The 21084-nt window shown below is 70.6% G+C and carries 5 protein-coding genes and 1 riboswitch; all 5 genes read left to right on the top strand.

What is annotated here, in order from left to right:
- Window positions 1-86 precede the first annotated feature (86 nt).
- The 5 genes from A5714_RS06235 (at window position 87) to A5714_RS06215 (ending at window position 21032) form a co-directional block, all read left to right on the top strand.
- Entirely contained in the window at window positions 87-10316 is a 10230-nt protein-coding gene (locus A5714_RS06235; protein ID WP_068283842.1) for a non-ribosomal peptide synthetase, read from the top strand.
- On the top strand, window positions 10313-17959 hold the full coding sequence (locus A5714_RS06230; RefSeq protein ID WP_068283838.1) for a non-ribosomal peptide synthetase: 7647 nt from the start codon (window positions 10313-10315) through the stop codon (window positions 17957-17959). Before A5714_RS06235 ends, A5714_RS06230 begins: the two co-directional genes overlap by 4 nt.
- Window positions 17960-18451: 492 nt before the next feature.
- Window positions 18452-19036 (top strand): carboxymuconolactone decarboxylase family protein, encoded by a 585-nt coding sequence (locus A5714_RS06225; protein ID WP_068283834.1) that lies wholly within the window; start codon window positions 18452-18454, stop codon window positions 19034-19036.
- 32 nt (window positions 19037-19068) lie between these two features.
- Entirely contained in the window at window positions 19069-20190 is a 1122-nt protein-coding gene (locus A5714_RS06220; protein WP_068283830.1) for a nitronate monooxygenase family protein, read from the top strand.
- 119 nt (window positions 20191-20309) lie between these two features.
- Window positions 20310-20479: riboswitch (M-box (ykoK) riboswitch) on the top strand.
- 289 nt (window positions 20480-20768) lie between these two features.
- Window positions 20769-21032, top strand: coding sequence for an Rv1535 family protein (locus A5714_RS06215; RefSeq protein ID WP_068283826.1), 264 nt, complete (start codon window positions 20769-20771; stop codon window positions 21030-21032).
- The last annotated feature ends 52 nt before the right edge of the window (window positions 21033-21084 follow it).

Raw genomic sequence — 21084 nt, 5'->3', positions numbered from 1 at the left:
CCCTGGTGTGACCTATTGGCCTCTTGACGCAGTTCAACAAGTGGTCTCCGGCAGAGCGTGCGCAGTGCCGATTCAGCTGCGGTGACCTGTCCCTTCCGCTGACACGCGGACAGTTGGATATTTGGCTGTCGCAGGAAGCCGGTTTTGCCGGCACGGAATGGCAGCTCGGCCTTTTGGTGAAGATTGCCGGTCCAGTGGATCGCGATGCGCTGGAGCGGGCGATTTCCCAGGCGGTGGCGGAGGCCGAACCGGGCCGGGTCTCGTTCTTCGAAGAGGACGGCCAGGTCGTGCAGCGGCCGGTCGACTATCCCGACGTTGAGCTCGGCTTCTACGACGTGACGGCCTCGGCGGATCCGGTCGAGGAAGTGCGCCGGACGGCGTCGTCGATCCAGCGCACCCCGATGGCGTTGAACGGTCAGCTGTTCAAATTCGTGTTGTTCCAGACGCAGTCCGACGAATTTTATTTGTTCGGCTGCTGCCACCACATCGCCATTGACGGATTGGGAATGGCGTTGGTGTGCCGCCGGGTCGCCACCATCTATTCCGCAATGGTGGCGGGCAAGCCGATTCCCGACGCATATTTCGGTTCGGCCCGCGACTTGGTGAATCTGGAATCGGAATACGAGGCGTCCGCCGATTATCAAGAAGACCAGGCGTACTGGAGCGAGCACCTTCCGCCGGACAGCGCGCCCGCCCACCGGCCGTCCGACGCCGTGAGCGAGCGCGACCACTACTCGCCGTCGGCCTCGATCCAGCTCGACCCGTCCGTGGTGAACCGCATCAAGCAGCTGTCCAAGGTGTTGGGCATCCGCCGGTTCTCGGTCACCACCGCGGCCTGCGCCCTGCTGGTCCGCGCCTGGTCGGGCAGCGGCTCGCAGGTGGCGCTCGACTTTCCGGTCAGCCGGCGCGTGCGTCAAGAGTCCAAGACGCTGCCCGGCATGCTCGCCGGCGTGGTGCCCCTGGTGCTGTCGACCGAACCGCAGACGACGGTCGCCGAATTCTGCAAGCACGTCGATATTCGTATTCGAGAGTTGTTGCAGCACCAACGTTTTCCCGTTCACATTCTCGAGGGCGACGGGCTGCGGCAGGCCGCGAGCCGCGTCGGCATCAACTTCATTCCGTCCCGGCTCACGCTGGACCTCGCCGGCTCTCCCGCCACCGCGAGCTACACGAACCACGGCCCGGTGGGCCACTTCGGCCTGTTCTTCCTCGGGGCCGGTGACCAACTCTTCCTGAGCACCGCGGGACCCGGCCAGCCGTTCGCGAACTTCGGCGTCGCCGACCTCGCCGAACGCCTGCAGCAGATCCTGGCCGAGATGACCGCCGACCCCGAACGGGCGTTGGCCTCCGTCGACCTGCTCAAGGCCGACGAACCGGCCCAGCTCGACGCGTGGGCCAACCGGGCGGCGCTGCAGGAGCCGGACGCCCCGTGGGTGTCCATCCCCGAAGCGTTCGCGGAGCACGTCGACGCCACCCCCGATGCGCAGGCGCTGACCTTCGCGGGGCGGACGCTGACCTACCGGGAACTCGACGAGGCCGCGAACCGGCTGGCGCACCACCTGGCGGGCCACGGCGTTGGGCCCGGAAACTGTGTGGCGCTGTTGTTCCCGCGATGCGCCGACGCGATCATCGCGATGCTCGCCGTGCTCAAGACCGGGGCGGCGTACGTGCCGGTCGACCCGGCGCATTCCGGGTCGCGCATGGAGTTCGTGCTGTCCGACGCCGCGCCCAGCGCCGTCATCACCTCGGCGGACCTGCGCTCGCGGCTCGATGGGCGCGACCTGCTGGTGGTCGACGTGCACGACCCCGCCGTCGAGGCGCAATCCAGCGACCCGCTGCCGGCGCCCGATCCCCGTAACGTCGCCTACGTCATCTACACCTCCGGGACGACTGGCACCCCCAAGGGCGTGGCTATTGCCCACCACAACGTCGCCTGGCTGATCGAGTCCCTCGACGCGGGGCTGCCGCCGGGACGGGTGTGGACCCAGTGTCACTCCTCGGCGTTCGACTTCTCGGTGTGGGAGATCTTCGGTGCGCTGCTGCGCGGCCGTCGGCTCCTGGTGGTGCCCGAGTCGGTGGCCGCCAACCCCGAGGACTTCCACGCCCTGCTGGTCGCGGAGCAGGTCAGCGTGCTGACCCAGACGCCGTCGGCGGTCGCGATGCTGTCGGCCGAGGGGCTGGAGTCGACCGCGCTGGTGGTCGCCGGCGAGGCGTGCCCCACCGAGGTCGTCGACAAGTGGGCCGCACCCGGCCGCACGATGATCGACGCCTACGGCCCGACCGAGACGACGGTGTGCGCGACCATGAGCACGCCGCTGACGCCGGGTTCCGCGGTGGTGCCGATCGGTGCGCCGATCGCCGGCGCCGCGGTGTTCGTGCTGGACAAGTGGCTGCAGCCGGTTCCGGCCGGGGTGGTCGGGGAGCTTTACCTGTCCGGCCGCGGCGTCGGGATCGGTTACGTCGGCCGCGCCGGTCTGACCGCGTCGCGCTTCGTCCCCAACCCGTTCGGTGGGCCGGGGGCCCGGATGTACCGCACCGGCGACCTGGTGTGCTGGGGTCCCGACGGGCAGCTGCAGTACCTGGGTCGCGTCGACGAGCAGGTCAAGATCCGCGGTTACCGCATCGAGCTGGGCGAAATCCAGTCCGCACTGTTGAGTCTGGACGGCGTCGACCAAGCCGCCGTGATCGCGCGCGAGGACCGTCCCGGGGACAAGCGGCTGGTCGGGTACATCACCGGCACCGCCGACCCGGCGGAGCTGCGCACCGCCCTGGCCGACCGCGTGCCGCCGTATATGGTGCCCGCCGCCATCGTGGTGTTGGACGCGATCCCGCTGACCGCCAACGGCAAGCTCGACAAGCGTGCGCTGCCCGCGCCGGAGTACTCCGCCGGCGAGTACCGCGCCCCCGCCGACGCGGTCGAGGAGATCCTGGCCGACATCTACGCACAGGTCCTCGGCATGGAGCGGGTGGGCGTCGACGACTCGTTCTTCGACCTGGGCGGCGACAGCATCCTGTCGATGCAAGTGGTGGCCCGGGCCCGCGCGGCCGGGGTGATCTGCCGGCCGCGCGACGTGTTCGTCGAGCAGACCGTGGCCCGCCTGGCGCGGGTGTCCGAGGTGGCCGCCGAGGGCGAGCTGGGCGCCGCCGACGAGGGCCTCGGGCCCGTCGTCGCGACGCCGATCATGCGCTGGCTGGCCGGCATCGAGGGGCCGGTCGAGCAGTTCAACCAGACGATGGTGCTCGCCGCCCCGGCCGGGGTGAGCGAATCCGACGTGACGGTGCTGCTGCAGGCGCTGCTGGACCGGCACGCCATGCTGCGGGTGCGGGTCGACGACGACGGCGTCGGCGGCTGGTCGCTGCAGGTGCCCGACGCCGGCTCGGTGCGGGCCGCCGACCTGCTGCAGTCGGTCGAGGCGTTGTCGGACGAGGCGCTGGTGGCCGCGCGGGCGCGGCTCAACCCCAGCAACGGCGTGATGCTCAGCCCCGTGTGGGCGACGTCGACCAACCAGCTGGCGTTGATCATCCACCACCTGTCGGTGGACGGGGTGTCGTGGCGCACGCTGCTGGAAGACCTGAACATCGCCTGGGCGCAACACCACAACGGCCAGCCGATCGAATTGCCGTTGCCCGGAACGTCTTTCGCCCGCTGGTCGTCGGTGTTGGAGGACTACGCGCGTCGCCCCGAGGTGGCCGAGCTGGCCGAGCGGTGGCGACAGGTCGCCGCGACCCCCGCCGTGCTGCCGGCGGTGCGTCCGGACCAGGACACCTACGAAACCGCGGAGCAGCTGGCTGTTTCTCTCGACCCCGAGACCACGCGCCTGCTGCTGGGCGAGGTGCCCGCGGCGTTCCACGCCGGCGTGCAAGACATCCTGTTGATCGCGTTCGGCCTGGCGTTCACCGAATTGCTGGGCACCCGCACGCCGATCGGCATCGACGTGGAGGGCCACGGGCGGCACGAGGAACTGGCGTCGCGGGTGGACCTGTCCCGCACGGTCGGATGGTTCACCGCCAAATACCCGGTGGCGGTGAAGATCAACGGGCGGCTCGACTGGTCGCAGGTCGTCGCCGGCGACGGCGCGCTGGGCGCAATCGTCAAGGACGCCAAGGAACAACTGCGCGCGCTGCCCGATGCGGTCACCTACGGGCTGCTGCGCTACCTCAACCCCGACGTCGACCTGGGCGGCGCCGACCCGGTCATCGGGTTCAACTACCTCGGCCGGTTGGGCGCGGGCGCCGACCTTTCCGACGAGATGTGGCGCATCGGGACAGACAGCCTGGCCGTCAGCGCCGTGGCGACGGCCGTCCCCATGCCGTTGGCGCACACGGTGGAACTCAACGCCGGCACGATGGACACCGACGCGGGTCCGCAACTGCACGCCAACTGGAGCTGGGCGCCGTCGGCGTTGACGCGCGAGCAGGTCACCCGGTTGAGCCAGCTGTGGTTCGAGGCGCTCGCGGGGATCTGCGACCACGTCCGCGGTGGCGGTGGCGGTCTGACGCCGTCGGACATCGCCCCGGCCCGGCTCGACCAGCAGCAGATCGACGCACTGTGCGCGCAACACCAGGTCGCCGACGTGTTGCCGCTGACCCCGGTTCAGCAAGGGTTGTTGTTCCACACCAGTTTTGGGCAGGGCAGCGACGACCTGTACGCCGTGCAACTGGGCATCACGGTCACCGGTGCGCTCGACGCGCAGCGGCTGCGTGAGGCCGTGCAGAGCGCCGTCAACCGCCACCCCAACCTGGCCGCGCGGTTCCTGGAGGACTTCGGCGAGCCTGTGCAGGTCATTCCCGCCGATCCCCAGATCGCTTGGCACACCTACGAATTGGCTGCCGACGACGGCGTCGACGAACGGGTCGAACAGATCGCCGCGGCCGAGCGCACCGCCGTGTGCGAGTTGGCCACCCAGCCGACCTTCCGCGCCGCGCTGATCCGCACCGGCGCCGACCGGCACCGCTTCTTGCTGACCATCCACCACATCGTGGTCGACGGGTGGTCGCTGCCGGTGCTGTTGCAGGACGTGTTCGCCAGCTACTACGGTCAGCGGTTGCCCGCGCCGCCGGCGTACCGCAATTACCTGACGTGGCTTGCCAATCAGGACCACGCCGCCGCGCGGGCGGCGTGGGGCGAGGCGCTCGCCGGGTTCGAGGCACCCACGCTGGTGGCCCCGCCCGGCAAAGCGGGACGACGCGGCGTCGCCGCCTACACGGTGTCCGCGGACACCACGCGCGCGGTGGGCGAGTTGGCGCGGGCGTGCCGCACCACCGTCAGCACGGTGCTGCAGGCCGGTTGGGCGCAACTGCTGATGTGGCTGACCGGCCAGCACGACGTGGCGTTCGGCACCGCGGTGTCGGGGCGCCCGACGGAGCTGCCGGGCGCGGACGCGATGGTGGGTCTGCTGATCAACACCGTGCCGGTGCGCGCCAACATCGCCGCGGCCGGCACCGTCGCCGACTTGCTGGAGCAGGTGCAGCATTTCCACAACGAGACGCTCGAGCACGAGCACCTGGCGCTCAACGAGATGCACCGCGCGACCGGGCACGACCAGCTGTTCGACACGCTGTTCCTCTACGAGAACTACCCGATCGACGCGGGCGCGCTGCTCGGGGTCAACGAGTTGGCCGTCACCGACTTCAGCAGCCGCGAATTCAACCACTACCCGCTGTCGGTGGTGGTGACGCCGGGTCACGAGCTGAGCCTGCGGGTCGAGTACGACACCGAGGTGTTCGACGCCGCCGACGTCGAGAGGCTTGTCGAGCGGTTGCGCCAGGTGTGGGCGGCGATGAGCGTCGATGCGGCGCAACGGTTGTCGGCGATCGATCTGCTGGACGCGGCCGAGCATCAGCGGCTCGACGAGTGGGGAAACCGGGCGGTGCTCACCCAGCCCGCCGGCCCCCACGAATCCATCCCAGAGCTGCTGGCCGCCCAGGTGGCCCGCGCGCCGGAGGCGGTCGCGATCAGCTGCGGCGACCGGTCGCTGACCTACCGCGAGCTCGAGGAGTCGGCAACTCGCTTGGCGCACTTGCTGATTGGCCAGGGCGCCGGCCCCGGGGAGCGCGTCGCGGTGGTGCTGCCGCGCTCGGCCGAGGCGATCGTCGCCATTTTCGCGGTGCTCAAGACCGGCGCCGCCTACGTGCCGATCGACCCGAGCGTGCCCGCCGCGCGCATGGAATTCGTGCTCGGCGATTCCGCGCCGGTCGCGGCGGTGAGCAACGCCGACGTGCGGTCGCGCCTCGACGGATTCGACCTGCTGATCGTCGACTACGACGACCCGGCCGTGCACGCGCAATCCACCGAGCCGCTGCCGATTCCGGCCGCGGACAACATCGCCTACATCATCTACACGTCCGGCACGACCGGCACCCCCAAAGGCGTGGCCATCCCGCACCGCAACGTCACCCAATTGCTCGAGTCGCTGGACGCCCAGCTCGGGCTGGGACAGGTGTGGACGCAATGCCACTCGCTGGCCTTCGACTTCTCGGTGTGGGAGGTCTTCGGTTCGCTGCTGTACGGCGGGCGTCTGGTCGTGGTGCCCGACGCGGTGGTGCGGTCGCCAGAAGAGTTGCACGCCTTGCTCGTTCGCGAACAGGTGAGCGTGCTCAGCCAGACCCCGTCGGCGTTCTACGCGCTGCAGAGCGCGGACGCGCTGGCGCCCGAGCTGGGTCAGCAGTTGAAGCTGCAGACCGTCGTGTTCGGTGGCGAGGCGCTCGAGCCGCAGCGGCTGTCCACCTGGCTGCACGCCCACCCCGGCTTCCCCCGGATGATCAACATGTACGGCATCACGGAGACGACGGTGCACGCCTCGTTCCGCGAAATCGTGCAGGCCGACATCGACGACAACTCCAGCCCCATCGGCATCCCGCTGGCCCACCTGGGCTTCTTCGTGCTCGACGGCTGGCTGCGCCAGGTGCCGGCGGGCGTGGTCGGGGAGCTGTACGTCGCCGGCGGCGGCCTGGCCGCCGGGTATGTCGGCCGCTCCGGGTTGGCGGCGTCCCGCTTCGTGGCCTGCCCCTTCGGCGGCCCGGGGGACCGGATGTACCGCACCGGTGACCTGGTCCGCTGGGGTGCCGACGGCCAGCTGCAGTACCTGGGCCGCGCCGACGAGCAGGTGAAGATCCGCGGCTACCGCATCGAGCTCGGCGAGGTGCAGGCGGCCCTGGCGGGGCTGGCCGGCGTCGACCAGGCCGCAGTGATCGCCCGCGAGGACCGACCGGGCGACAAGCGCCTCGTCGGCTACGTCACCGGGACCGCCGACCCGGCCGAGGTGCGCGCGCGGCTGGGCGAGACCCTGCCGCCGTACATGGTGCCGGCCGCCGTCGTGGTGCTCGAGGTGCTGCCCCTGACGGTCAACGGCAAGCTCGACAGCCGGGCCCTGCCGGCGCCCGAGTACTCCGACGTCGACCGCTACCGCGCCCCCGCGGACGCGGTCGAGGAGATTCTCGCCGGTATCTACGCCCAGGTGCTGGGCGTCGAGCGGGTGGGCGTCGACGACTCGTTCTTCGACCTCGGCGGCGACAGCATCCTGTCGATGCAGGTGGTGGCCCGGGCCCGTGCGGCCGGGGTGATCTGCCGGCCGCGTGACGTGTTCGTCGAGCAAACGGTGTCGCGGCTGGCCCGCGTCGCCACGTTGGGCACCGGCGACGACGGCGTGGTCGACGAGGGAACCGGTCCGGTGGTCGCCACCCCGATCATCAGGTGGCTGGCCGCCATGGAGGGCCCCGTCGAGCAGTTCAACCAGAGCATGGTGGTGCAGGCGCCCGCCGGGGTCGGCGAGGAGGACGTCCTCGCCGTGCTGCAGGCGTTGCTGGACCGGCACGCCATGCTGCGGTTGCGCGTCGACGACGACGGCGCCGGCGGTTGGTCGCTGGACGTTCCCGAGGCCGGAACGGTGCAGGCCAGCGGATGCCTGCAGACGGTCGAGGCGCTGTCCGAGGACGCGCTCGTCGCCGCGCGGACCCGCTTGGACCCCGCCGCCGGCGTGATGCTGAGCGCCGTCTGGGCGTCCGGGACCAACCAGCTCGGCCTGATCCTGCACCACCTGGCGGTCGACGGTGTGTCGTGGCGAATCCTGTTGGAAGACCTCAACATCGCCTGGGCTCAGCACCACACCGGGCAGCTGGTGGAGCTGCCGGCCGGTGGCACGTCGTTTGCCCGGTGGTCGTCGCTGCTCGAGCAGCACGCCAAGCGCGCCGACGTCGTCGCTCATGCCGAGGCGTGGCGGCAGGTCGCCGCGACGCCGGCGGTGCTGCCCGCCGCGCGGCCCGAGGACACCTACGTCACCGCGGGTCAGCTGTCGGTGTCGCTGGACGTCGACACCACCCGTTTGCTGTTGGGGGAGGTGCCCGCCGCGTTCCACGCCGGCGTGCAGGACATCCTGCTGATCGCCTTCGGCCTCGCGTGGACGCAGTTCGTGGGCACGAACGCGCCGATCGCCATCGACGTGGAGGGCCACGGGCGCAACGAGGAGCTCGGGCCGCACGTGGACCTGTCGCGCACGGTCGGCTGGTTCACCAGCAAATACCCGGTCGCGCTGCGCGTCGGCGGCCTCTCCTGGGGCCAAGTCGTCGCTGGTGAGGACGGGCTGGGCGCGGTGGTCAAGGACGCCAAGGAGCAGCTGCGGAGCCTGCCCGACGGCCTGACCTACGGGCTGTTGCGCTACCTCAACCCCGACGTGGACCTCGGCGGGGCCGACCCCGCCATCGGGTTCAACTACCTGGGCCGGTTGGGCGGCGGCGCCGCGGAGCTCTCGGAGGAGCTGTGGCGGCTCAGCCAGGACAGCCTGCAGATGGCCGGAGCCGCGTCGGTGGTGGCGGTGCCGCTGCCGCACACCGTCGAGCTCAACGCCGGCACCATGGACACCGAGGCCGGCCCGCACCTGCAGGCCAACTGGACCTGGGCCACCTCCGCGCTCAGCGACAAGCAGATCGGCCGGCTCAGCGAGCTGTGGTTCGACGCGCTGGCCGGGATCTGCAACCACGTGCGCAGCGGTGGCGGCGGGTTGACACCGTCCGACGTCGCGCCGGCGCGCCTGACGCAGGCCGACATCGACGACATGCAGCAGCGCTACCCGGTGGCCGACGTGCTGCCGCTGACCCCGCTGCAGCAGGGGCTGCTGTTCCACACCGGGACGGCCCACGGCAGCGACGACCTGTACGCGGTGCAGCTCGACATCACCGTGACCGGGGAGCTGGACGCCGACCGGCTGCGTCAAGCCGTGCAGACCGTCGTCAACCGGCAACCGCACATCGTCGCCCACTTCACCGACGAATTCGGCGAGCCGGTACAGATCCTCGCCGCCGAGCCGCAGCTGGCGTGGCAGTACCTCGAGCTCACCGGCGACGACGTCGAGGCGCAGGTCGAGCAGTTCAGCGCCGGCGAGCGCGCCGCCGTGTGCGACCTGGCGGGCCAGCCGCCCTTCCGGGCGGCGCTGCTGCGCACGGCGGACGCGGGCTACCGGTTCGTGTTGACCAACCACCACATCGTGCTCGACGGGTGGTCCAAGCCGCTGCTCCTGCAGGAGATCTTCGCCAGCTACTACGGGGTGCGGCTGCCCGCGCCGGTGCCGTATCGCAGCTTCATCGCCTGGCTCGCCGAACAGAACCGCGAGGCGGCCCAGGCGGCGTGGCGTGAGGTGTTCGCCGGATTCGACACTCCGACCCTGGTGGGCCCGTCCGGCCGGCTACGGCTGGGCGCGCGGGGCGTCGCCGAGTTCACCGTGTCCGAGGACACCACGCGGGCGCTGGGCGAGCTGGCCAGGTCGTGCAGCACCACCGTGAGCACCGTGCTGCAGGCCGCCTGGGCGCAGCTGTTGATGTGGCTGACCGGTCAACACGACGTCGCGTTCGGCACGGCGGTGTCCGGTCGCCCGACCGAGCTGGCGGGCTCGGACTCGATGGTCGGCCTGCTGATCAACACGGTCCCCGTGCGGGCCAGCATCGGCGCGGAGACCACCATCGCCGACCTGCTCAACCAGCTGCAGGGCGCCTACAGCGACACGCTGGATCACCAGCATTTGGCACTGAACGATATCCATCGTGTAACGGGACATGACCAACTTTTCGACACAATGTTCGTGTACGAGAACTATCCGCTCGATTCCGCCGCATTATCGGCCGTCGGCGAGTTGACTATTAACCGGTTCACGAACCGCGAATACAACCATTACCCGCTTTCGGTGCAAGCCGTGCCCGGCCAAGAACTGGGGCTGCGCGTCGAATTCGACACGGACGTGTTCGACGCGCAGAGGATCGAACGTCTAGTTGAGCGGCTAAAACGGGTATTGGTAGCCATGACCGCAGATGTGGAGGAGCAGTCATGACCGTCGGTGCAGGACGGCGATTGTTGTCGATCGATTTGCTGGATGGCGGCGAGCACGACCGGCTCGACGAGTGGGGTAACCGGTCAGTGCTGACCGCCCCGCCGGCCAAGCCCGTGTCGATCCCGAGCATGTTCGCGGCGCAGGTGACACGGGCGCCGGAGGCGCCCGCGCTGACCTTCGACGGCCGGACGATGACGTATCGCGAGCTCGACGAGGCGGCGAACCGGCTGGCGCATTTGCTGGCCGACCAGGGCGCGGGCCCCGGTCGCTGCGTCGCGCTGCTGTTCTCCCGCTCGGCCGACGCGATCGTGGCCATCCTGGCGGTCCTCAAGAGCGGGGCGGCCTACCTGCCGATCGACCCGGCGCTGCCGGCGGCCCGGATGGAGTTCATGCTGGGCGACGCCGAGCCGATCGCCGTTGTCACCACGGCGGGCCTGCGGTCCCGGCTGGACGGCACCGACCTGCCGATCGTCGACGTCGCCGACCCCGCGATCGAGGAGCAGCCGAGCACCGCGCTGCCCGGCCCGGCGGCCGACGACCTCGCGTATGTGATCTACACCTCGGGCACCACCGGGGTTCCCAAGGGCGTCGCGGTCACGCACCGCAACGTGGCCTCGCTGCTGGCCTCTCTACCCGCCGGGCTGTCGTCTCGCCCCGCCCAGGTGTGGTCGCAGTGGCACTCGCTGGTGTTCGACGTCTCGGTGTGGGAGATCTGGGGCGCGCTGCTGCACGGCGGCCGCTTGGTCGTCGTCCCCGAATCCGTGGCCGGCTCTCCGGAAGACCTGCACGATTTGCTGGTCGCCGAGCAGGTGACCGTGCTGCACCAGACCCCCTCGGCCGTCGGCATGCTGTCCTCGGAGGGCCTGGAGGCGACGGCGTTGGTGGTGGCCGGCGAGGCCTGCCCCGCCGAGGTCGTGGACCGGTGGGCGCCGGGCCGCGTGATGATCAACGCCTACGGCCCGACCGAGGCCACCGTCTACGCGGCCATGAGCACGCCGCTGAGCGCGGAGAACGGCGCGCCCCCGATCGGTTCGCCGGTTCCCGGCGCCGCGCTGTTCGTGCTGGACAAGTGGCTGCGCCCGGCCCCCGAAGGCGTCGTGGGAGAGCTGTACGTGGCCGGCCGCGGCGTGGCGACGGGGTATGCCCGCCGCGCCGGGCTGACCGCGTCGCGTTTCGTGGCGTGCCCGTTCGGCGCGCCCGGCGGTCGGATGTATCGCACCGGCGACCTGGTCCGGTGGGGCACCGACGGGCAACTGCAGTACCTCGGCCGCGCTGACGAGCAGGTCAAGATTCGCGGCTACCGCATTGAGCTGGGGGAGATCCAGTCCGCGCTGGCGGCGCTCGAGGGCGTCACCCAGGCGGCGGTGATCGCGCGCGAGGACCGTCCCGGTGACAAGCGGCTGGTCGGCTACATCACCGGCACCGCGGACCCGGCCGAGGTTCGCGCCCAACTGGCCGAGAAGCTGCCGTCGTACATGGTGCCGGCCGCGGTGGTGGTGCTCGAGACGCTGCCCCTGACGGTCAACGGCAAGCTCGACAAGCGGGCGTTGCCTGCGCCCGAATACCAGAAGCGGGCCGGCCAGTACCGCGCCCCGGCGACCCCCACCGAGGAGACCCTGGCCGCCATCTACGCCCAGGTGCTGGGCGTGGAGCGGGTCGGCGTGGACGACTCGTTCTTCGACCTCGGCGGCGACAGCATCCTGTCCATGCAGGTGGTGGCCCGGGCCCGGGCGGCCGGCGTGATGTGCCGCCCTCGTGACGTGTTCGTCGAGCAGACCGTGGCCCGGCTGGCCCGGGTGGCCGGCGTCGTCGACGACTCGGAGAACCTGGTCGACGAGGGGATCGGTCCGGTGGTGGCCACGCCGATCATGCGGTGGCTGCAGACCGTCGACGGGCCCGTCGACCAGTTCAACCAGACCATGGTGCTGTCCGCCCCGAGCGGTGTGACCCAGGACGACGTCCACGTGGTACTGCAGGCCCTGCTGGACCGGCACGCCATGCTGCGGTTGCGGGTCGACGACGACGGCGCCGGTGGATGGGCCCTGCAGGCGCCCGAGGCCGGCTCCGTGCACGCCGCGGAGTGCGTGGACACCGTCGAGACGCTGTCGGACGACGCGCTGGTCGCGGCCCGGTCGCGGCTCAACCCGGCCGCCGGGGTGATGCTGAGCGCGGTGTGGGCGTCCTCGACGAACCAGTTGGCGCTGATCATCCACCACCTGGCGGTGGACGGGGTGTCGTGGCGGACCCTGCTCGAGGACCTCAACATCGCGTGGGCGCAGCACCACAGCGGGCAGCCGGTCGCGCTGCCGACCGGCGGGACGTCTTTTGCCCGGTGGTCGACCCTGCTGCAGGAGCACGCCGGCCGTCCCGAGGTGGTCGCGCTGGCCGAGCGGTGGCGTCAGGTCGAGGCAACCCCGGCCGCGTTGCCGGCGGTGCGCCCCGACCAGGACACCTACGTCACCGCCGAGCAGCTGTCCGTGGCGCTGGACGTCGAGACCACCCGGCAACTGCTGGGCGAGGTGCCCGCGGCGTTCCGGGCCGGCGTGCAGGACATCCTGCTGATCGCCTTCGGCCTGGCCTGGACCCAGTTCAAGGGCGCCGACACGCCGCTGGGTGTCGACGTGGAGGGCCACGGCCGCCACGAGGAGCTCGGCTCGCACGTCGACCTGTCGCGCACCGTGGGGTGGTTCACCACGAAGTACCCCGTCGCGCTGAGCATCGACGGGCTGGATTGGGACCAGGTGGTCGCCGGTGCGGCGCCGCTGGGCGCCCTGATCAAGAACGCCAAGGAGCAGCTGCGGGCCCTGCCCGACGGCCTGACGTACGGCGTTCTGCGCTACCTCAACGACGACGTCGAACTGGGCGCGTCGGACCCGGCCGTCGGGTTCAACTACCTCGGCCGGCTGGGCGCTGCCGCCGACCTGCCCGGCGAGCTGTGGCGGCTCGACCCGGACAGCCTGTCGCTGTCCGGAGCGGCCGCGGCCGTGCCGATGCCGCTGATGCACACCCTCGACCTCAACGCCGGGACCATGGACACCGAGTCCGGGCCGAACCTGCACGCCAACTGGACCTGGGCGCCGTCGGCGCTGGACCGCGAGCAGGTCACCCGGCTCAGCGAGCTGTGGTTCGAGGCGCTGGCCGGGATCTGCGCCCACGTGCGGGGCGGCGGCGGCGGGCTGACCCCGTCCGACATCGCGCCCGCGCGGCTGAACCAGCAGCAGATCGACGCGCTGGCCGCCGAGCATCAGATCGCCGACATCCTGCCGCTGACTCCGCTGCAGCAGGGCCTGCTGTTCCACGCCAGCTTCGCCCAGGACCCGGGCGACGACGTCTACGCCGTGCAGCTGGGCATCACCGTGACCGGCGCTCTGGACCAGCACCGGTTGCGCGACGCCGTGCACACCGTCGTCAGCCGGCACCCCAACCTGGCGGCCCGGTTCTGCCCGCAGTTCGGCGAGCCGGTGCAGGTCATCCCGGCCGACCCGGTCTCGGCGTGGCGCTACATCGAGCTGGGGGGCGAGGACCTCGACCCCGATGAGAAGGTCGAGCAGCTGTGCGCGGCCGAACGCGCCGCGGTCAGCGACCTGGCGCACCGGCCGGCCTTCCGCGCCGCCCTGATCCGCACCGCCGACGACCGGCACCGCTTCGTGCTGACCAACCACCACATCGTCATGGACGGCTGGTCGCTGCCGATCCTGCTGCGCGAGATCCTGTCGCACTACTACGGCGAGCAGCTGCCCGCCCCCGCTACCTACCGCAGCTACCTGACCTGGCTGGCCAGCCAGGACCGGGCCGCCGCGCAGGCGGCGTGGAGCGAGGTGCTCGCCGGTTTCGACACGCCTACCCTGGTCGGCCCGCCGGCCCGACTGGGCCTCGGCCGGCGCGGCGTGGAGTCCTACCGGATGTCCGCCGAGCACACCCGCGCTCTCGGCGAGCTGGCCCGCGCCTGCCACACCACCGTGAACACGGTGCTGCAGGCCGGCTGGGCGCAGCTGTTGATGAGGTTGACCGGTCAGCACGACGTCGCCTTCGGCACCGCCGTGTCCGGGCGGCCCGCCGACCTCATCGGCGCCGAATCGATGATCGGCCTGTTGATCAACACGGTGCCCGTGCGGGCCAGCGTCGGCGCGGGCAGCACCGTCGCCGACCTGCTCAGCCAGCTGCAGCAGCACCACAACGACACGCTGGACCACGAGCACCTGGCGTTGAGCGACATCCACCGCGTCACCGGGCACGACCAGCTGTTCGACACCCTGTTCCTGTACGAGAACTACCCGATCGACACCAGCGTGCCGCTGGGCTTCCACGAACTGGCCATCACCGACGTCAGCAACCGCGAGTACAACCACTACCCGCTCTCGGTGATGGCGTTGCCGGGCCGCGAGCTGGGCCTGCGGGTGGAATACGACACCGAGGTGTTCGACGCCGCCGGCATCGAGACGATCATCGAGCGATTCCAGCGCCTGCTCGCGGACCTGACCGCCGACCCGGCCGGCCGCTTGATCGCCATGGACGTGGTCGACGAGCGCGAACACGCCCAGCTGGATCAGTGGGGCAACCGGTCGGTGCTCACCGCGCCCGCCGGCGCGGCGTCGTCGATCCCGGAGCTGTTCGCCGCTCAGGTGGCGAAGACCCCCGATGCTCCCGCGCTGGCGTTCGACGGCCGCTCGATGACCTATCGGCAGCTGGACGAGGCCGCCAACAGGTTGGCCCATCTGCTGGCCGGGCGGGGCGCCGGGCCGGGGGAGCGGATCGCGCTGTTGTCCCCCCGCTCGGACAAGGCGATCGTCTCGATCGTGGCGGTGCTCAAGACCGGCGCGGCGTACGTGCCGATCGACCCGGCGCTGCCCGCCGCGCGCATCGAGTTCCTGCTCGAGGACGCGGCTCCGGTCGCGGTGGTCACCACCGCGGAGTTGGGCGCCCGCCTGGACGGCGCCACCGTCGTCGACGTCGACGACCCGGCCCTGCACACGCAGCCCAGCACCCCGTTGCCGGCGCCCGCCGCCGACGACCTGGCCTACCTCATCTATACGTCGGGCACCACCGGCGTGCCGAAGGGCGTCGCGGTCACGCACCGCAACGTCGCCCAGCTGCTGCAGTCGCTGCACGCCGCGCTGCCGGAGGGCGGCACGTGGGCGCAGTGGCACTCACTGGTGTTCGACGTCTCGGTGCACGAGATCTGGGGTGCGCTGCTGCACGGCGCCCGCCTGGTGGTCGTGCCCGAGTCGGTCGCGGCCGCGCCCGACGAGTTGCACGAGCTGCTGGTCGCCGAGCAGGTGACCGTGCTGCACCAGACCCCGTCGGCGGTCGGGATGCTCTCGCCGGAGGGCCTGGACGCCATGGCGTTGGTGGTGGCCGGCGAGGCCTGCTCGGTCGAGGTCGTGGACCGGTGGGCGCCGGGCCGCGTGATGATCAATGCCTACGGCCCGACCGAAGGCACCGTCTACGCGGCCATGAGTGCGCCGCTGCAGGCGGGCACCGGTTCCGCCCCGATCGGCGCCCCGGTTCCGCAGGGCGCGCTGTTCGTCCTGGACAAGTGGCTGCGGCCGGCGCCCGCCGGCGTGGTCGGCGAGCTGTACATCGCCGGTCGCGGCGTGGCCACCGGATACGCGCGCCGCGCCGGCCTGACCGCGTCCCGCTTCGTGGAGTGCCCCTTCGGCGCGCCCGGCGGCCGGATGTACCGGACCGGTGACCTGGTGCGCTGGGACTCCGAGGGCCAGCTGCACTACCTGGGCCGCGTCGACGAGCAGGTCAAGATCCGCGGCTACCGCATCGAGTTGGGCGAGATCCAGGCGGCCATGGCCGGCCTCGACGGGGTGGACCAGGCGGCGGTGATCGCCCGCGAAGACCGCCCTGGCGACAAGCGGCTCGTCGGCTACATCACCGGCACCGACGAGCCCGCCGACGTGCGGGCGCAGCTGAGCGGGTTGCTCCCGGCGTACATGGTGCCGGCTGCGGTGCTGGTGCTCGAGGCGCTGCCGCTGACGGTCAACGGGAAGCTGGACAGGCGCGCCCTGCCCGCCCCGGAGTACCAGAAGCGCGGCGGCGAATACCACGCGCCGGAGAACGAGACCGAGGAAATCCTGGCCGGCGTCTTCGGCCGGGTGCTCGGTATCGATCGGGTTTCGGTGGAGGACTCCTTCTTCGAGCTCGGTGGGGACTCGCTGTCGGCCATGCGGGTGATCGCCGAGATCAACACCGCCGCGGACGCCGCCCTGTCGGTGCGCACCCTGTTCGACGCGCAGTCCGTCCGGGCCCTGAGCCAGCGGCTCAACGACGGCGGTGACGGGGCCGGCGCGGCCGGTCCGGGCTTCGCCGCGGTGCACGGCGCCGACGCCAAGGAGGTGTACGCCCGCGACCTGACGCTCGACAAGTTCCTCGACGAGACGACGCTCGCCACGGCGCCCACCCTGCCCGGCCCGAGCGCAGAGGTGCGGACGGTGCTGTTGACCGGTGCGACCGGCTTCCTGGGCCGCTACCTGCTCCTGGAATGGCTCGAGCAGCTGGAGCTGGTCGACGGGACGCTGATCTGCCTGGTGCGTGCCAAGTCCGACGAGGACGCGATGCGGCGCCTGGAGAAGACGTTCGACACCGGCGACCCGGACCTGCTGCGGCACTTCCACGAGCTGGCGAAGGATCACCTGCAGGTGGTCGCGGGCGATAAGGGACAGGCCAACCTCGGCCTGGACGAAGCCACCTGGCAGCGGCTGGCCGACACCGTCGACCTGATCGTCGACTCCGCGGCCGTCGTCAACGGTGTGCTGCCCTACGCCGAGCTGTTCACCCCCAATGTGGGGGGCACCGCTGAGCTCATCCGGTTGGCGCTCACCACCCGGATGAAGCCCTACGCGTACGTCTCGACGTCGGACGTGGGCCGCCAGATCGAGCCGTCGGCGTTCACCGAGGACGCCGACATCCGGGAGATCAGTGCGACTCGGGTCATCGACGGCAGCTACGCCAACGGCTACGGCAACAGCAAGTGGGCCGGTGAGGTGCTGCTGCGGGAGGCGCACGACCTGTGTGGCCTGCCGGTGTCGGTGTTCCGCTCCGACATGATCCTCACCGACACCCGGTTCGCCGGGCAGCTCAACGTCGCGGATGTGTTCACGCGGATGATCCTGAGCGTGGTCGCCACCGGGACGGCGCCCAAGTCGTTCTACCGGCTCGACGACGACGGCAACCGCCAGCGCGCGCACTTCGACGCCCTGCCGGTCGAGTTCGTCGCCGAGGCCGTCGCGACCCTGGGCGCTCAGGTCGTCGAAGGGTTCGAGACCTACCACGTCATGAACCCGCACGACGACGGCATCGGCCTGGACCAGTTCGTCGACTGGCTGATCGAGGCCGGTTACCCGATCGAGCGGGTCGACGACTTCGGCGAGTGGCTGCAGCGGTTCGAGGCCGGGCTGCGGGCGCTGCCGGATCACCAGCGGCAGAACTCGGTGATGCAGATGCTGCTGCTCTTGCTGCAGGACCCCAAGAACCTGCAGCCGGCCGAGCCCGCCCACGGGTCGTTCGCGCCGACCGACCGCTTCCGTGCCGCCGTGCAGGAAGCCAAGCTCGGACCGGACAACGACATTCCGCACATCACCGCCCCGGTGATCGTCAAGTATGTGACGGATCTGCAGCTCCTCGGGTTGCTGTAAGTCCAGCTGCCGGTCGGGCGCGCCTCACGGAACCGCGCCCGGCTGCGCACGCCCCGATACCGCCGCCGGCGTACCGCAGGTTGTGGTAACCGGCTAAGTCAGTACCTGCGGTATGCCCAAAGTTCATCTGCTTAAACAGCGGCTATTTTTCTCGGAAAGTTTTGTTCAATCGGTCTGTTTTGTCGGCCATTCTTTTGCGCTGCGTTGGGTGTCGGGTTCCGGTTTCCCGCGCCGGCTCTACGCCGCCGAATGGCGTGTCTCCACTAGCGACGCACGCCATTTCTTCTGCCGGCGCGAATCGCCGTCAGAACAACGGCGACCTAGCTCCTGCGGCCCGTCCACCGCACCGCTGGAAAGGCGTCGTTTGACAACGCCTTGGGACGCCCCGGCAGGGCGGTTGCCGAACCCAGGGGCTGCGGCCGGGGTCGGGTGTGCGGACTAGGCGGGCCGGGTAGTCAGACGGTGCCGTTCAGCCCACGAAAGGCCCACACGATGACTACAGCGCGCGTGCCCGCTCTGCCGCCCGAGGAGGCGAAGGCCGCCGCCGACGAAGCCGCCGTGCCCAATTACATGGCCGAGCTCTGCATTTTTCAGGTGCTGCTCAACCACCCGCCGCTGGCCCGGGCGATCAACGACCTGCTCGCCACCATGCTGTGGCACGGCACCCTGGATCCGCGGTTGCGCGAACTGGTGATCATGCGGATCGGCTGGCTCACCGCCTGCGACTACGAATGGACGCAGCACTGGCGCGTCGCCACGCGGCTGGGGGTCAGCGAGGCCGACCTGCTGGGCGTGCGGGACTGGGCGACCTACGACGGCTTCGGCGCTGCTGAACGGGCGGTGCTCGCCGCCACCGATGACGTGGTGCGCCAGGGCGCGGTCAGCGCGACCAGCTGGGCGGCGTGCGAGCGCGAACTGGGCGGTGCCACAACGGTTCTCGTCGAGTTGGTCACCGCCATCAGTGCGTGGCGCATGGTCGCTTCGATCCTGCGAAGTCTCGACGTGCCGCTGGAGGACGGTGTCCCGAGTTGGCCGCCGGACGGCCAGGGGCCGCGCGTCGGATCCCAAAGTCATTGACTTGCCAGTCGATAACTCCTAGCGTCCTGCGGATGCGGACCAGGGTCGCCGATATGCTCGGCGTCGAATTCCCGATATGCGCCTTCAGCCATTGCCGTGACGTGGTTGCGGCCGTGACCAACGCCGGTGGTTTAGGGGTCCTCGGGGCCGTCGCGCACAGCCCCAAGCGCCTCGACAGCGAGTTGACCTGGATTTCGGAGCAGACCGGCGGCAAGCCCTACGGGGTCGACCTGCTGCTGCCGCCCAAGTACGTGGGCGCCGACGCGGGTGGCATCGACGCCACGCAGGCCCGCACCATGTTGCCCGACGAGCACCGCGCCTTCGTCGACGACCTGCTGACCCGCTACGGCGTCACCGCGCCGCCCGCGCCGCCGCGGGCGTCGGCGGGCGGGCTCAACATCTCGCCCAAGGGCTACGAGCCGCTGCTGGAGGTCGCGTTCGCCCACGACATCCGGCTGATCGCCAGCGCGCTCGGGCCGCCGCCGGCCGACCTCGTGACGCGCGCCCACGACCACGACGTCCTGGTGGCCGCCCTGGCCGGGACCACGCGCCACGCCCAACGCCACGCGGCGGCCGGCGTCGATCTGGTCATCGCGCAAGGCACCGAGGCCGGGGGTCACACGGGCGAGGTGTCCACGATGGTGCTGGTCCCGGAGGTGGTGGACGCGGTGGCGCCGACGCCGGTGCTGGCCGCCGGCGGGATCGCCCGCGGCCGCCAGATCGCCGCGGCGCTCGCCCTGGGCGCCGAGGGCGTGTGGTGTGGGTCGGTCTGGCTGACCACCGAGGAAGCCGAGACGGCGCCCGTCGTCAAGGAAAAGTTCCTGGCGGCCAGCTCGTCCGACACGGTGCGGTCCCGGTCGATGACCGGCAAACCGGCGCGGATGCTGCGCACCGCCTGGACCGAGGAGTGGGAACGCGCCGAGAACCCCGATCCGCTGGGGATGCCGCTGCAAACCGCGCTGGTCACCGAGCCGCAGGTGCGCATCAACGCCGCGGCGGCGCACCCCGACGCCAAGGCCCGCGAGCTGGCCACCTACTTCGTCGGGCAGGTGGTCGGTTCGCTCGACCGGGTACGGCCGACCCGGGCGGTGGTGCTCGACATGGTGGAGGAGTTCATCGACACCCTCGGGCGGCTCGAGGGCCTCGCCGACTGAGGTAACCCGCCCCGCTAGCTGGCCGAACGCTGTGCACTTTCCGGGCGTAAACGTAAAGATCGCGACACACCGGCGCGGAGATTTGACCATGTCAGGGGCGTCGTGCATGATCGGTCGGGTAAGCACCTCGTTAGGTGAGGCGTCTACACGAATACAGGCCACTGACCCCGAACGTCGAAAGACGCCCCGGGTCAGGACAGCTCCTCCCGGCTTAAGGGTTGAGCCCAGGTGGCTTCCGGATTGTCGGACACGTCGTGTGGTGCCGAAGCTCTGACGAGAGGGGTGCGGTTTCTCCGACTGTGGTCGGGTTTCTGCTCCTTTTGCTGCGCATGGATCGTGCGGAACAGTCGCACGGCCGCGACCGCGAGGAGGTGAGGGACAGATGAGTTCTAACGACAGTCCGGACCGAAGTCCGAACGGCGTCTCGTCCCGATCCGATCTTTCGGAGCGACCCTCTTCCTGAGCGCTCGCAACGCAAACCGCTTGAGCGGCTGAGCGTTTCAAGATCGGAACCGGCACGGGGCCTCGACACGTCAGTCCAGGTAGTTCTCGTTGCCAATCCTGCACAGGAGACGATCATGACCGCAGCTCTGTACGACGAAGTGGTGACCCTAACCCCCGTCCCCACCCTGACGGTGGTGCGCGACACCGACACCGTCGCCGAAACCTTCGCCCCGACGATCCAGACGGCCCCCACCAAGGCCACCCCCCGTGCCGACGCCGCGCCGTTCGGCTTGGGCGGCGACCCGCTGGTCGACGGTGCCGCCCGGCTGCTGACCATCGGCATGCGCCACGTCTACGCGGCGCTCTGGCGAGTCGGCGTGCTCGACGTCCAGGCGTAACTCCCATGGAGTGCGACCAACGCTTCGTGGGGCCCCAAGGGGCTACCCGGCC

The organism is Mycobacterium sp. E2462, assembly GCF_001672685.1.
Classification (GTDB): Bacteria; Actinomycetota; Actinomycetes; order Mycobacteriales; family Mycobacteriaceae; genus Mycobacterium.
This window is presented reverse-complemented; position numbering and strand designations above follow the sequence as displayed.